Origin of the sequence: Nostoc sp. T09, from assembly GCF_002154695.1 — a bacterium.
Lineage (GTDB): Bacteria > Cyanobacteriota > Cyanobacteriia > Cyanobacteriales > Nostocaceae > Aulosira.
Window position 1 is genome coordinate 34,914 of record NZ_MTAV01000013.1, and the last position, 13,211, is coordinate 48,124.

Annotated in this window: 13 protein-coding genes and 1 pseudogene; 9 read left to right on the forward strand and 5 right to left on the reverse strand. The window is 41.5% G+C overall.

The genetic code is table 11. The annotated features are described in order from the left end of the window. Positions 1 to 92: 92 nt before the first annotated feature. The 5 genes from rpsO (at position 93) to BV372_RS04340 (ending at position 4,585) form a co-directional block, all read left to right on the forward strand. Positions 93 to 362: a 30S ribosomal protein S15 gene (rpsO, locus tag BV372_RS04320; RefSeq protein WP_086683771.1), complete on the forward strand. Its 270-nt coding sequence runs from the start codon at positions 93 to 95 to the stop codon at positions 360 to 362. 11 nt (positions 363 to 373) lie between these two features. After that, positions 374 to 844 carry a PAM68 family protein gene (locus BV372_RS04325; protein ID WP_086683773.1) on the forward strand — a complete coding sequence of 157 codons (471 nt, stop codon included), beginning with the start codon at positions 374 to 376 and terminating at the stop codon, positions 842 to 844. Positions 845 to 1,058: 214 nt separating this feature from the next. Then, positions 1,059 to 2,114 (forward strand): 3-deoxy-7-phosphoheptulonate synthase, encoded by a 1,056-nt coding sequence (gene aroF / locus BV372_RS04330; protein WP_086683776.1) that lies wholly within the window; start codon positions 1,059 to 1,061, stop codon positions 2,112 to 2,114. Between the two features lie 526 nt (positions 2,115 to 2,640). Next, on the forward strand, positions 2,641 to 3,915 hold the full coding sequence (locus tag BV372_RS04335; RefSeq protein ID WP_086683779.1) for an ATP-grasp domain-containing protein: 1,275 nt from the start codon (positions 2,641 to 2,643) through the stop codon (positions 3,913 to 3,915). Positions 3,916 to 3,994: 79 nt separating this feature from the next. Then, positions 3,995 to 4,585 carry a flavodoxin family protein gene (locus BV372_RS04340; RefSeq protein WP_086683782.1) on the forward strand — a complete coding sequence of 197 codons (591 nt, stop codon included), beginning with the start codon at positions 3,995 to 3,997 and terminating at the stop codon, positions 4,583 to 4,585. 109 nt (positions 4,586 to 4,694) lie between these two features. Here the strand turns inward: BV372_RS04340 and BV372_RS37390 are convergent, their stop codons facing one another. Both BV372_RS37390 and BV372_RS04350 read right to left on the reverse strand, forming a co-directional pair. Next, positions 4,695 to 5,951, reverse strand: a complete 1,257-nt coding sequence (locus tag BV372_RS37390; protein WP_179197973.1) for a DUF6745 domain-containing protein — start codon at positions 5,949 to 5,951, stop codon at positions 4,695 to 4,697. A 100-nt stretch (positions 5,952 to 6,051) separates the two neighbouring features. After that, entirely contained in the window at positions 6,052 to 6,591 is a 540-nt protein-coding gene (locus BV372_RS04350) for a PadR family transcriptional regulator (protein WP_086683785.1), read from the reverse strand. Positions 6,592 to 6,866: 275 nt separating this feature from the next. Between BV372_RS04350 and BV372_RS04355 the strand changes: the two genes are divergently transcribed. Then, positions 6,867 to 7,760 carry a pirin family protein gene (locus BV372_RS04355; RefSeq protein ID WP_086683787.1) on the forward strand — a complete coding sequence of 298 codons (894 nt, stop codon included), beginning with the start codon at positions 6,867 to 6,869 and terminating at the stop codon, positions 7,758 to 7,760. Then, entirely contained in the window at positions 7,750 to 8,160 is a 411-nt protein-coding gene (locus BV372_RS04360) for a hypothetical protein (protein ID WP_179197974.1), read from the forward strand. The genes BV372_RS04355 and BV372_RS04360 overlap by 11 nt, the downstream gene beginning before the upstream one ends. A gap of 398 nt (positions 8,161 to 8,558) precedes the next feature. Here the strand turns inward: BV372_RS04360 and BV372_RS04365 are convergent, their stop codons facing one another. The 3 genes from BV372_RS04365 to BV372_RS04375 form a co-directional block, all read right to left on the reverse strand. Next, positions 8,559 to 9,446 carry a hypothetical protein gene (locus BV372_RS04365; protein ID WP_086683790.1) on the reverse strand — a complete coding sequence of 296 codons (888 nt, stop codon included), beginning with the start codon at positions 9,444 to 9,446 and terminating at the stop codon, positions 8,559 to 8,561. 185 nt (positions 9,447 to 9,631) lie between these two features. Beyond that, complete coding sequence (locus BV372_RS04370; protein ID WP_086683793.1) at positions 9,632 to 10,225, reverse strand: DUF1517 domain-containing protein; 594 nt, start codon at positions 10,223 to 10,225, stop codon at positions 9,632 to 9,634. Positions 10,226 to 10,281: 56 nt separating this feature from the next. Then, complete coding sequence (locus BV372_RS04375) at positions 10,282 to 11,847, reverse strand: pentapeptide repeat-containing protein (RefSeq protein ID WP_086683796.1); 1,566 nt, start codon at positions 11,845 to 11,847, stop codon at positions 10,282 to 10,284. 82 nt (positions 11,848 to 11,929) lie between these two features. On the opposite strand from BV372_RS04375, the gene BV372_RS04380 reads away from it, so the two are divergent. Continuing rightward, positions 11,930 to 12,769 (forward strand): prephenate/arogenate dehydrogenase, encoded by an 840-nt coding sequence (locus BV372_RS04380; RefSeq protein ID WP_086683799.1) that lies wholly within the window; start codon positions 11,930 to 11,932, stop codon positions 12,767 to 12,769. 235 nt (positions 12,770 to 13,004) lie between these two features. Beyond that, positions 13,005 to 13,211 (forward strand): annotated as a pseudogene (locus BV372_RS04385) (photosystem II q(b) protein); the annotation flags it as partial.

Sequence of the window (13,211 nt, forward strand, 5' to 3'; positions counted from 1 at the left end):
TGCAGTAAAGTTGTTTCACCCCAGAGTTTGAGGGCTGTGATATTATTAGAGACTGCTGCATAAATTTAGAAAAACTAGAAATTGAATCGATCATGGCTCTGACGCAACAGCGCAAACAAGAACTCATTTCCAGCTATCAAGTTCACGAAACCGATACCGGCTCTGCCGATGTCCAAATTGCTATGCTCACTGACCGGATTAACCGTCTCAGCGAACATCTCCAAGCAAACAAGAAAGACCATTCTTCTCGTAGAGGATTGTTGAAGCTAATTGGTCATCGCAAGCGTCTTTTATCCTATGTCCAGCAGGAAAGCCGAGAAAAATATCAAGCTTTGATTGCTCGTTTGGGAATTCGTGGTTAAGGATACCGCTTATGTCTGCTGAAGAATCTGAACGCAGTCGCTTACCTTTTGAACCGAACAAAAAGCGCCAAAAACCAGCAAAAGCCAAGAGTGAACCACCAGTACAGTCCAAGGAATCTGGGGGACAAACAACCAAGCAGCCACCCTTGAATAAAGAGGAGATGGCAATCCCAAAAGTAGTTAGCCAACGCATGATTCGGCGAGTAGCTGCATTCTGTGGTATACCAACAGCTTTGGGTATTGGCACTTTGGCTGGTAGCTATCTATTGACCATCTATACCGACATCAGACTAGCTCCTATCGCCGTGTTATTGGTAAACATGGGATTTTTTGGTTTGGGGGTATTGGGAATTACCTATGGCGTTCTCTCTGCCTCTTGGGACGAAGACAGAGTTGGCAATTGGCTGGGTTTGGCTGAATTTGGCATCAATTGGGGACGTATGGTGGATGTTTGGCGCGAAACTCGGCAAAAAAAGGTTTGATTTTTGGCGCTCAGGTATCAGAAGACTGTAATGTTGGCTAAATTTTAGAGTGAATGTTGAAGTTGAAATTTAATAACTTCAACATTGCTAATTAAAAATTTATGATTATTTTATACCTCCAATCTTCAGTCATAGAACATTGAGCGCTAGATTTTTAAGTAATTAAAAGGTTACGCCCCTTAAATAGCAAGTTAAGTAATCAGGGAATTTAATCATGATTGTCGTAATGAAAATCGGTTCCCCAGAAGCAGAAATTAATCGTATTAGCGAAGAACTAACTAGCTGGGGGCTGACGCCGGAAAAAATTATCGGTAAGCACAAAGTAGTTATTGGTCTGGTAGGTGAGACGGCCGACTTAGACCCGCTACAAATTCAGGAAGTTAGCCCTTGGATTGAGCAAGTTTTGCGCGTAGAGTTGCCTTACAAACGGGCTAGTCGTCAGTACCGCCACGGTGAAGCTTCTGATGTGGTGGTTAGCACTCCTGATGGGCCAGTTGTATTTGGTGAACATCATCCTGTAGTAGTAGTTGCTGGCCCCTGCTCTGTAGAAAATGAGGAAATGATTGTCGAGACGGCTCAGCGCGTCAAAGCATCTGGAGCCAGATTTTTGCGCGGTGGTGCATACAAACCCCGGACTTCACCTTATGCTTTCCAAGGACACGGCGAGAGTGCTTTGGAATTATTGGCAAAAGCGAGGGAAGCCAGCGGACTAGGCATAATTACAGAAGTTATGGACGCTGCCGACCTGGAGAAAATCGCGGAAGTTGCCGATATGATCCAAGTCGGTGCCAGAAATATGCAGAATTTCTCTCTGCTCAAAAAAGTGGGCGCACAATCTAAACCAGTGCTGTTGAAGCGGGGAATGGCAGCTACTATCGAAGACTGGTTGATGGCTGCTGAATATGTTTTGGCAGCGGGAAATCCGAATGTAATTTTATGTGAGCGCGGAATTCGCACCTTTGATCGCCAGTTTACTCGCAACACCCTGGATATATCGGTAGTGCCAGTTTTGCGCAAGCTAACTCATCTACCAATTATGATTGACCCCAGTCACGGTACAGGTTGGTCTGAGTTTGTTCCTTCTATGGCAATGGCCGCGATCGCAGCTGGTACTGATTCTCTCATGATTGAGGTTCACCCCAACCCGAAGAAAGCTTTGTCAGATGGTCCCCAATCGCTCACGCCAGATGCTTTCGAGAACTTGATGCAAGAGTTAGCCGTAGTTGGTAAGGCTGTGGGACGTTGGCAACAAGCAGTTGCAGTAGCTTAAATGTCCTTTAATATTAGTCATTTGTCATTTGTGTTTATAAAGAATAGATGACAGTTTCTACAAAAAGAAAGAGCAATACGTTAGAACATTAACCTAGCGTAAGACGTGTTGCAATAATCCTAATTAAGAGAAAAAAACCACAGATGCACACAGATAAACACTGATATTTATCTGTGTGCATCTATCTTTATCTGTGATTCGATTAGGGTAGGCAAGATGACCACTTAATAAGAGTTTGATAAGTAGAGAAAAATAAAACTTTTGGTATAGAGAAAGATATTCCTATAGTAGAAGTTGAAATAACAGTCAGCATTTATTGTTAATTTAATTAGAAAATTCTAGCTTTAGCAATACTTTTTAAAGCGACTAACACAATTATAAAAACATAACTTTTGTCTATAGTTTGGCACTATTATTGAGATTCATATTGCTGATAACTGGCTAATAAATGTTTAATCTTGTGCTATTGATTAAAGGCAAAAATGTAATTTCAAAATATTGAAATATAAATTAACCTTAGATTTTTATGAACCAGCAATACGACTTTCGTTACTTTCAAGGGAGTTCTCTATCAGATCTATTTGCTCAAGACATATTAGATGCAAGTTATGCATTTATCCCAAATTACCCAGCGACTGCTCGTTGGGCAGCTTACCCCAACACGAAAAAATACTATATTCAAGATGGCAGTAGTGAGTCCACTAAAACGTCTTTCGATAAGATTTGCCAAAAGGAACCTTGGAAAAATTTGGCTGTGCTAGGTGAGGCTATTCCGGGGATTGTGATAATTCCGCCGCAAAACTTACTGGTTGATTACTGGCGAGAGCATTTTGGCTTTAGTTACAGCAATATGAAGATGTTCGATTGCTCTGTTTATTTGGAAGAACTTAGCAAGAGCGATGGCTTTGACAAAATTATCACGCTATTTCCCTTTGATAACCTGCGACATGAAAAACACGCGATCGCTCCCAACATTCACTACCACTTGCTGAGTAAAGTGACGCTAGCTGAACTGGGGGTACAATGTCCAAAATACAAGAGCTACAATCTTCACACCATTAGTCTCGAAGAGATTCAGTTACCAGAAAAATTTCCCTACTTGATTAAAACTTCTCACGGACTCTCAGGAGAAGGTACTTATATTATCAAAAGCACTAGCGATTTAAACTACTGCTTGAAAGAACTCAAAAAATATCTCGATATTAAATTACTGGATTGGATTGTTATCTCCGAATTTATTAAAAATGCAGTACAAAACTATTGCGTACAGTTCTATGTCAGCAAAACGGGAGACATAACGCTTATTGGTACTACGACTCAACTTGTCACCTCAGAGGGCAATTATTTAGGCGGACTAATTCATTACCGCGAAACTGACATGAGTAAGTTCTTTGAGATGATTGCCGCTATTGGTCAGTATGCTCATCAACAAGGTTATTTCGGCGTTATTGGTTTTGATGTTTTAGAAAACCAAGATGGACAGCTTTATACCATTGATGCCAATTTCCGAGTTAATGGCTCAACACCGCTGTGCTTGCAGCGTCATACCCTACTAGGACTAGGAAAGGAAGTTGCTAAATATTCCAGTGACTACCGCATGGATGGGACATTAGACTCTGTTTTAACCACCCTAAAACCAGAACTAGATCGCAAAGACTTAATCATTCTGTCGGCTTTAGAAAAGGTCAAATACGGAAAAATCTATACCGAAATTTACGGGATCGTTACTGGAGAAACGATTGAGGAAATGCAGCAGATTGAGCAGAACTTACAAAGGAAGGGATTACACTGGCTTAGTTAAATTACTTTTCTTTACATACGAGCAAGTAGTCTCTATGATATTCCTCGGTAATTTGTAGTTAAATTAACCAAGGTTTATTATGCCTACTATTGCGGTCGTCTACTTCTCTGGTGCAGGTCATACTCATCTGATGGCTGAAGCTATCGCTAAAGGTGCAAGCCAAGTTGATGGTGCAACTGTGGAAATGCTGCGGATTACTGGCGAGCAGATTGTGAATGGTCGCTGGCAAAATGATGAAATTCTCGAAAAGCTTAACCAGGTAGATGCGATCGTCTTTGGTTCGCCTACCTATATGGGCGGTATTGCGGCTCAGTTTAAGGCTTTTATTGATGCAGCTAGCTCAGTTTGGTTCCGACATGGATGGAAAGACAAGATTGCAGCTGGGTTTACGCACTCTAGCTCACCTAGTGGCGATAAGCAGGGAACACTTTTATACTTGGCAACGAATGCAGCCCAGCATGGGATGATTTGGGTGAATGTGGGCGACTTGCAAAGCTTTTTGTTTGGTAAAGATGATGGGGTAAATCGGTTGGGAGGATTTCTGGGTGTACTTGGTCAAAGCCCACTGGATATGAGTGGCAACCCAGCAGTTTTAGATGAAGGCGATCGCCTCACCTCAGAACGCTTTGGCCAGCGCATTGCAGAGGCAACTAAACGTTGGGTTAAGTAGGATATTTCAGTACTAAATCAAATCTGCATAAGAAATTAAGGGTATTACATCTTGAGTAATACCCTTAATCAATATAATTTTTATTATTATCCTGTCTTTCTTTTTTTTCTTAGGTTTGTACAGCAAAATCAAGAGGATCTATTCCCCAATTTACCCAGCGAATTGCCTCTTGTGCAGATTTCATATCAGGTGGAACGCGTAACACGTGAATGAATTCTGTACTGGGACAAATCATTTTTAATAAAAATATTGGCTCTTCATCTACATCAGCATCAATTTTTATTAAAGTGTATCCTTGGTAGTAATCTAACTCTTTCGCTTGTAATTCTTCAAGAAGGCGACTGTAGCCAATTCCTTGGATTAATACTCTTCGTAATTCTGCATTATCTTCTTCTAAAAGCCATTTAGCTGACCATTGATTTGGGTGAAGTATGCCATATTTCTCTGGTAAGGTTACACCGTGGGAAGCATAGAGACTGTAACCATCAGAAAATTGAACAGCAGGTTCAGCTTCTGAATGTAAACGGAGTTGCTCGTCAAAAGAAAACTTTGTAGGGCGATCGCAAACAATAATCATTTTTTCGCTAGGAAGAACCCACCCCCCATTTTGTGCAATGATTTGTAATATTTCCCATTCTCTTGCATCGTATTCACAGTTTAATATATTAATGCAAAAGTCATACAAGCAGGCACTTTCACACCATTGTCCTAGTTCTATCCAATAATCTTTGTTACCATCAATAACTAGTAAAATTTCTTCTTGTTGAGATAAATGATTCCATTCATGCCAGACTCTGCTTAATTCTGGATTATCGGGTTCTTTATCGATAAGTAACCATAGTGGTAAATCCCACTTATCTGCTGACTGCCTAAATGTTTCACAAATTTGATTTTGTTTCCCAGATATCTCATTAGATATTTGGCTTCTTATCTGTGATATGGCTGCATAAATATTTAGACCAAATTCGTCAACAAAAACTTCATATAGTTCACAATTTAAATACTGTTGTAATTTGTCTCCTAAATCTTTAAAAGTTATATTTTCTATGGCATTGCATAAATATGATAATAATCTTCGAGACAAATATTCACTAAAAATTCCTGTTTTTGGTTGGTATTCATTTCCATATATACATTGAATATGTGTAAAAATTCTTCGTGTTTGTACTATTTCATATAAACTGTCATAAAAAATAATTTCAGGTTCTGGGAAGTCCATCAAAACATAAGTTTGTTTTAGCGCTTTTGATAATTGCGTCCTATCAATCTTTGCTGTTGACAATGCAATTTTTTTCCACTTTTCTAGATACACTGGAATGAGATTTTCTTGTTCTTCAGTTAGGGTTTCAATTTTTCTCGTTGTCATTTATTGCAGATTATTTGTGTTTTCGTAACTATAAATCCTGACAGTTACTCATTAATTTAGTAGAACTACTTAATTAAATATAAAAAATTCCACCTCAGCTTTAGTTAGGTGTACGCTCAATGACATCAATTGCTGTCTTCAGCCAATCAATATAAGTTTGTTCTCGTTGAGTTACCAAATCTAGTACGAGCCGTTGCATCATCTGCTCGCGATTTGCACAATCTTCCAGCTTAGGTAGGTGGATATTGTCACACTCAGCAAGTTTGTTTTGACGTATAGATAGCTGCTGTTCTAACAATTTAATAATGGCTGCGTTCGGTAATTGTGCAGCAAAATGTAATTGCACTAGCAACGGTTCTCGTAATGTCGGTAAGGGCTGATGGCATTGCAACCAGCGGATAAATTCGGCTTTTCCGGCTTCTGTTACAGAATATACCTTACGGTTAGGGCGATCGCTCTGAATCTCAACACTACAACTAATCCAACCCTGCTCAACGAGTTTATCAAGGGTTCTGTAAATCTGTGCCTGGTCTGCGGGCCATAGGTGTGCAACGCATTGATCAAAGCAGGTGGTTTTGAGGTCGTAACCTGTCATCTCCTCTTGCTGAAGCAGAGCGAGAATTGTGTGGGCTAAAGACATAGGCGGTTTTTCGAAGCTAAAGTGGGGGAAACTCTATCTATTCCTTTTTATATAACCTTATGCTAATATAAGATTAATCATATATAAGAGATAACACATTTAAAGATGTTAATTAGGGTGTGCTTCGTCAAAGAACGTAAATAATTCGTTTGAAATCAAACAAGCCCCTGAGTTAGAGAAAGTTTCATGCTTTACCAGTGCAGATTCAGGCTATGTAAATGTTCTGCACCTTACCTATTATCAAGCTGAACAATAGCATACCAAGGAGGAGATTAATGACGACTCAAACACAAACGATGCGAACAGTCGCAGGAATCATCAATAGTGTGCAAACGCTAGAAGGTGAAGGTATGCTGGTTCGTCGTCCTTTTCCTAAGAGTACCTTTAGCGACTTTGATCCGTTTCTCCTCCTTGATGAATTCGGCCCTGTTGATGTTGAACCAGGTAAAGCAAAGGGAGCGCCAGATCATCCACACAGAGGCTTTGAGACAGTTTCCTATATTCTAGAGGGGCGCGTTGAACACAAAGATTCTCAAGGTCATGCAGGAAAACTGAGTGCTGGCGATGTGCAATGGATGACAGCAGGAGCAGGTGTTGTCCATTCGGAAATGCCAGATCGGGAATTTGCTCGTATCGGCGGACGGATTCATGGACTTCAATTGTGGGTGAATCTACCCCGTCGTGACAAAATGATTAAGCCTCGTTATCAGGAAATTCCGGCGGCAAAAATTCCTACGGCTCAAACAGATGATGGTTTGGTGAAGGTAAAAGTTATCGCAGGAGAAGCGCTAGGAGCAAGATCTGTCATCCAGACGCAAACTCCGATTATATACTTACATTTCACACTTCAACCAGATGCGATCGCAGTTCAGCCTGTGCCAAAAGAATACAATGCTTTTATATATGTGCTTGATGGAGAAGGCTTGTTTGGTGCAGAAAAAGAACGTGCGGGAGATGGACAGATGATATTGTTTGCACAAGACGGTGAGGAAGTGGCGATCGCAAATCCATCGAACGCAAAATCACCATTAGATGTATTACTCATCGCTGGTGTACCGCTAAACGAACCAGTTGTTCGCTACGGCCCATTTGTAATGAATACTGAAGCCGAAATTATTCAAGCAATTGAAGACTATCGTAACGGGAGGATGGGTTCCATTGACTTCTAACATACTTCTACAACGAATCAATCAACAGCAATTTTTACGTAATTTGCGCAACAAATTTCTCAGCCTGCACTCCAGTTTGCTGGATACAGAACGCATCGCTTACGAACAAGTGCGTGGTAGAGTAACGAGTGCAGAACTTCTGCAACTAGTTATCGATCATGAACAATTTGCTTGGCTACATCACATTTCTGAGCTGGTTGTGCAAATTGATGAAATGCTGACAGCAGATGAACCGATATTGCCGGAATCTGTGCAAAAGTTGATTGCTGATGCTCAAAAGCTAATCGTACCGTCAGAGTTAGGTAATGCTTTTGCCAGAAAGTACTATGCTGCTCTTCAGCGTGAACCTAGTGTTGTCTTGGCACATGCAGAGGTGTCACAATTGCTTACCACCAAGTAAGTTAGGGTAGACAATTAGTACATCTAAAAATAACTAGCTACTGGCAAACTAGCGCAAAATCCCACCTCCAAAAAGGTGGGATAAACTTAATCATCTTCACCCGAAGGACAGAAGAAATGAACAACTTTTCAAGTTTTTATAGCTCGTTGTGAAATCTGTTCATCATGTCTCTTGTATAAGTCAATGTTGAGGATACAAAATCACATTATTTCTATTTCAGATTTTTATAAAAAGTCTGTTGATGAGCGATCGCTACACTACGCAGTTAACAAAGTGGAGATAAAAATAAGGGATGCCAACCATAAATGTTAACATCCCAAAATAGCAGATTATCTCAAAATACTTCTCCCCAGCTTTGGTTTATGCCAACTTCTGTTGTTTAGGGAGAAGTCTTCGAATTAGCGGCGTCTACCGCCAAAAGCAGGTGCGCGACGACCACTACTACGTCCGCCGCTACCAAAGCTACTACCGCTAGGATTACGTCTGGGCGATCGCGAATTATTAGAAGGTCTGAGTTCACTACCGCCAAAACCAGAACCACTAGGACGGTTAGTAGTAGTACGATTTGGTGTATTGCGTACCGAAGATCCACTAGGATATGTACTTCTGATTCTCCCAGTAGTCCGGAAAGCCGTGCGATTTCTCACAGCTGCTGGTGGCGCATTGTAGCGGCTGCGGTAGCTTGAAACAGCTTGGTCATAGTTGCTGCCATATCCACCAAAGCCAGTCAAAACTCCTCCAGGTTGGTAGACAGGAGGTACATAATACTGGGGTCTAAACAATAGACTACCGATCGCCTGACCCGCTATACCACCAGCCACCGCCCCAGCAAACGGTGCCCAGAAACCATTTTCGCGACGAACAACGACTGTTTCCTGCTGTCCCGTTTGAGGATTAGTTCGGTTCTCCGTAACGTTATGGACGTATTCAATTTTAAAGTCTTCTGTTAAGTATAGAATTGGCTGTCCATTTTCTACTTTTAAATAACTTTTCTTACCTTCTTTAATTTCTTCATCTGTAAGCCGGGCCATTTGTATGTTTTCACTGATAAAGGTTGGGGGCTTACTGTTAATCAAAAACAGCGTGTACTCCCCACTAGCATCATCGTAAGTAGCTTGTTGTACTTGATACTGCCCATCACTCAGCTTGGTAGCCGTAGAGGTTTGGCTGACGTTCCTACCTGGGGGGGTTGTTTGTTCTGCACCACCTCCACAAGCAACTGTTGTCAAGCACAAACTCATGGCTAAACAAACGGCTGTAAATCTACGCAATATGGTCATGATCATTGCACTATTATCCTTATATGAGCTTAACAATTTCTCACTACATCTAGTAAGTACGGACTACCCCACTCAGTAGGGATGAGGGAGTGTGGGGAGTGTGGGGAGCAGAGGAGCAAGAAATAACTATTGACTCTTGACAAATAACAAAATTTTCATCCCTCCTGGTGTACGCTGGGAATGATGACTATCTACAAAGGAATTAACTCTGGATAATATTGCAACAGCTGATCGTTAGTGAGTTCATCACCCAACTGTGCTGGTGAGAAATGCACCTGAACTGCCCGTAGTTTATTTTTGTAGTGCAAATTGATTAAGGCTTTTAAAGCTTCTTTTAAAGCTTGAACATTAGACAAGTCAGTTTCTAACTCCGGTACTTCTCCTTCAAAAGCCACTGTAATCATCACAATAATATTGCGTGTTACAGGTAGAGATAAAGGATCGTTAACTCCAGAATTAGAACTTAAATCGAGGTCAGCACCATATCTTTCAGCAGAGTCACTAAATAATTCATTAACATAATCTCCTGCCTCGCCTTCGCTCCAAAATACATCACCTTCATTGGCAGCAGAAAGCCAGTATTCATCAGATCGCAACAGGGTTTCAGAGATTTCTACTAAGCCTTCGCCTAAAACTTGTAAGTCTCCATCTGCATCGATCGCTTCCCTAGCAACACGATTGAATACCCCCAAAATTGGCGCTACTTCCGACCCACCCAAGTGTAGAAACAAGCGGCAGACAACATAGCGAGTCCGTCCAACCATTCTATTAAAAGTATCACGCATCTGTGTCCTCCAGAACTTTATCAGTTATTAGTGAACGATTATTTTACTGATAATTTTCATTGTTCAATGTAATGAAAACTTTTAACAAAATCTATAACCATGTTTAATGAAGGCAAGATATATTGAGCAGATTCATTGGTCATATTATCAAAAAATCCAGCATTGGTATCGAATTGATTAATAAATCGTTTACCGAAATAAGGATTGTCATACAAAATCAAAGTTTGAGCACTAGAGTTTGTTAATATTGTCTGGGTAGGAGTTTTAAAGAAATTTAATTTTGCTGCTAACTCCAGAATTTTTTGAATTTCCCGAATGGACTGGGCCTGATTTCTAGCTTCCTCGATCGCATTCCTTAATTGCCTCACCCGATGGGGTATTTTTAGACCCATCTGAGATATATCTTCACCCTTGAGCATTTCCACCACCTTGTCAATATTCTTTTGTGTGTTGGTGGCATCATGAAATGGCAGAATCGCTATATAAGCAATAGGCAATAAGTCTTCGTCGTTATCTACCCGGAATGTGAAAACAGTGCGCCGACGCCCAATTTCCATAGTAGGTGGCTGTTTCAGCGTTCGGTATTGCCGAGAAATTTGGTAATAAGCGCCAGCAAGGGCAAAGTTGGCTTCATGTTCTAGAGCAGCATCGACGATAATCCGGATCGTCGGCGGAGTTTCATTAAAAAAGTCGCGTGCATCTTCAGCGTTAAACTTTTGAATGATCGTGCGATCGCCTGTGGGAGAGAGGTCAATCCACTCACAAGTGATACCTTCAGTTTTTAAACCAAACCTGGAAGTGGCGTAAAGTTTGGCCCCAGTTAACGCAGCTCCTGTTAAGTCGGCTCCAATCCATTCCGCCTTAATTAATTTTGCTTGAGTTAAATTGGTATGTACTAAACTGGCATTGGTTAAATTGGCATTGCTCAGATCTGCCCCGGTTAAGTTAGCTCCACTTAATTTAGCTTTGCTTAAATCTGCCCAGCGGAGATTAGCCCCACTCAAATCTGCCCAACGTAGATTAGCCCCGCTTAAATCTGCGCCACTGAGATTAGCACGGCTGAGATTGGCTTTTCTTAGTTCAGCTTCTCGCAAATTTGCGCTACTGAGATCAGTGCGACCCAAATCGGCGGCGTGGAGATTAGCTATCTCTAAGTTGGCACCAGTTAAGGAACTACCTCGCAAACTCGCCTCACTTAAGTTAGCGCGACGGAGATTCGCTTGTCGAAGTGTAGCTTCTCGCAAATCCGCGTTGCTGAGGTTAGCCTCGAACAGGTCTGCACAACTCAGGTCTGCACGAATTAACTCAGCACGAACTAATGAGGCTCCCTTGAGTTGGGCATGATTGAGGTCTGCTCGAATGAGATTCGCGACATTGAGACTGGCATTGTTGAGAATTGCTCTCACAAGATTCACACCACTTAATCTCGCTACATTCAGTGTGGCATTGCTCAAGTCAGCTTTGTTGAGATTCGCTCCACTCAAATTTACTATACTCAAGTTGGCTTGGCTAAAATTCGCACCACTAAGTTTGACGCCACTTAAGTTAGCTTCAGAGAGGTCAATACCACTAAAATCAATAACTCCTGCCGCGTATTTTTCCAGCAATTCTTCTACAGTCATAAATGCTACCCCTCAGATGCCAACTTTAATAGTTGGTAAAGTACGCAGAAAATATTTGAAAGACGGACTATCAAAATCAAAAATGAAAATTGGAATTTTAGGACTCGGACTGATCGGTGGTTCTTTGGGCTTTGATTTGCGATCGCAAGGACATCATGTTTTGGGAGTGAGTCGTCGTGAATCAACTTGCCAAAAGGCGGTATCTCTGGGAAGCGTTGATCAAGCATCAGCCGAGATCAGCCTCTTAGCTACAGCAGAAGTTGTATTTATTTGTACACCTATAGCTCTTATTGTTCCCCAAGTTAAACAGTTAATTGCGCATTTATCTGCTACTACGGTGGTGACTGATGTAGGTTCCGTCAAAGCACCGATAGTCAAGGCTATATCTCCTTTGTGGTCCAATTTTATTGGTGGTCATCCTATGGCAGGAACCGCAGATAGTGGTATAGAAGCTGCACAGCGACATTTATTTGTCGATCGCCCTTATGTACTGACGCCAATAAATACAACGCCGACTGAAGCGATTTCAGTGTTAGAGGAAATTGTGCGATCGCTTGGGTCTAAAATCTACCATTGTCAGCCAGAGCAGCATGACCGCGCTGTTAGTTGGATTTCCCATTTACCTGTAATGGTCAGTGCTTCCTTAATTGCAGCTTGCATGGGTGAAACCGACCCCGCAGTTTTACAGCTAGCCCAAAATTTAGCTAGTTCCGGTTTTCGCGATACCAGCCGCGTTGGTGGCGGAAATCCAGAATTGGGCGTAATGATGGCCCAGTTTAATCAGCAAGCATTACTGGAATCATTGCAACAATATCGCCATCAGCTCGATGAAGTGATTCATTTAATTGAGCAGGAAAACTGGACAGCATTAGAGGAAAAGTTACAGTCTACACAAAAAGCACGACCAGAATTTGTGGAGTAAGGGTTAACGAAGAGGAAAGGGTTAGGGAGCAAGGGGGAAAAGCCCATAAATAAATTTAGTTGCTCTGAATAAAGACGTGTTAATTCTGACGTTTAAATAAGTAAAACTAATCACTGGTATTACTTTTACAAAACTATGAGGACTTGATTAACTTTTGTAAAGCAGTGTAAAGTAAGTTTACAGACACAGACAAACCTTGTCTGATTCATAAATTACCAATCGCAATCATAAAACCATGACAGCAACTCTACAACAGCGCGCCAGCGCTAACGTATGGGATCGCTTCTGCGAATGGATCACCAGCACAAACAACCGTCTATACATCGGTTGGTTCGGTGTCCTGATGATCCCCACCCTGCTAGCTGCAACCGCTTGCTTCGTAATCGCCTTCATCGCTGCACCTCCAGTAGACATCGATGGTATCCGTGAACCTGTTGCAGGT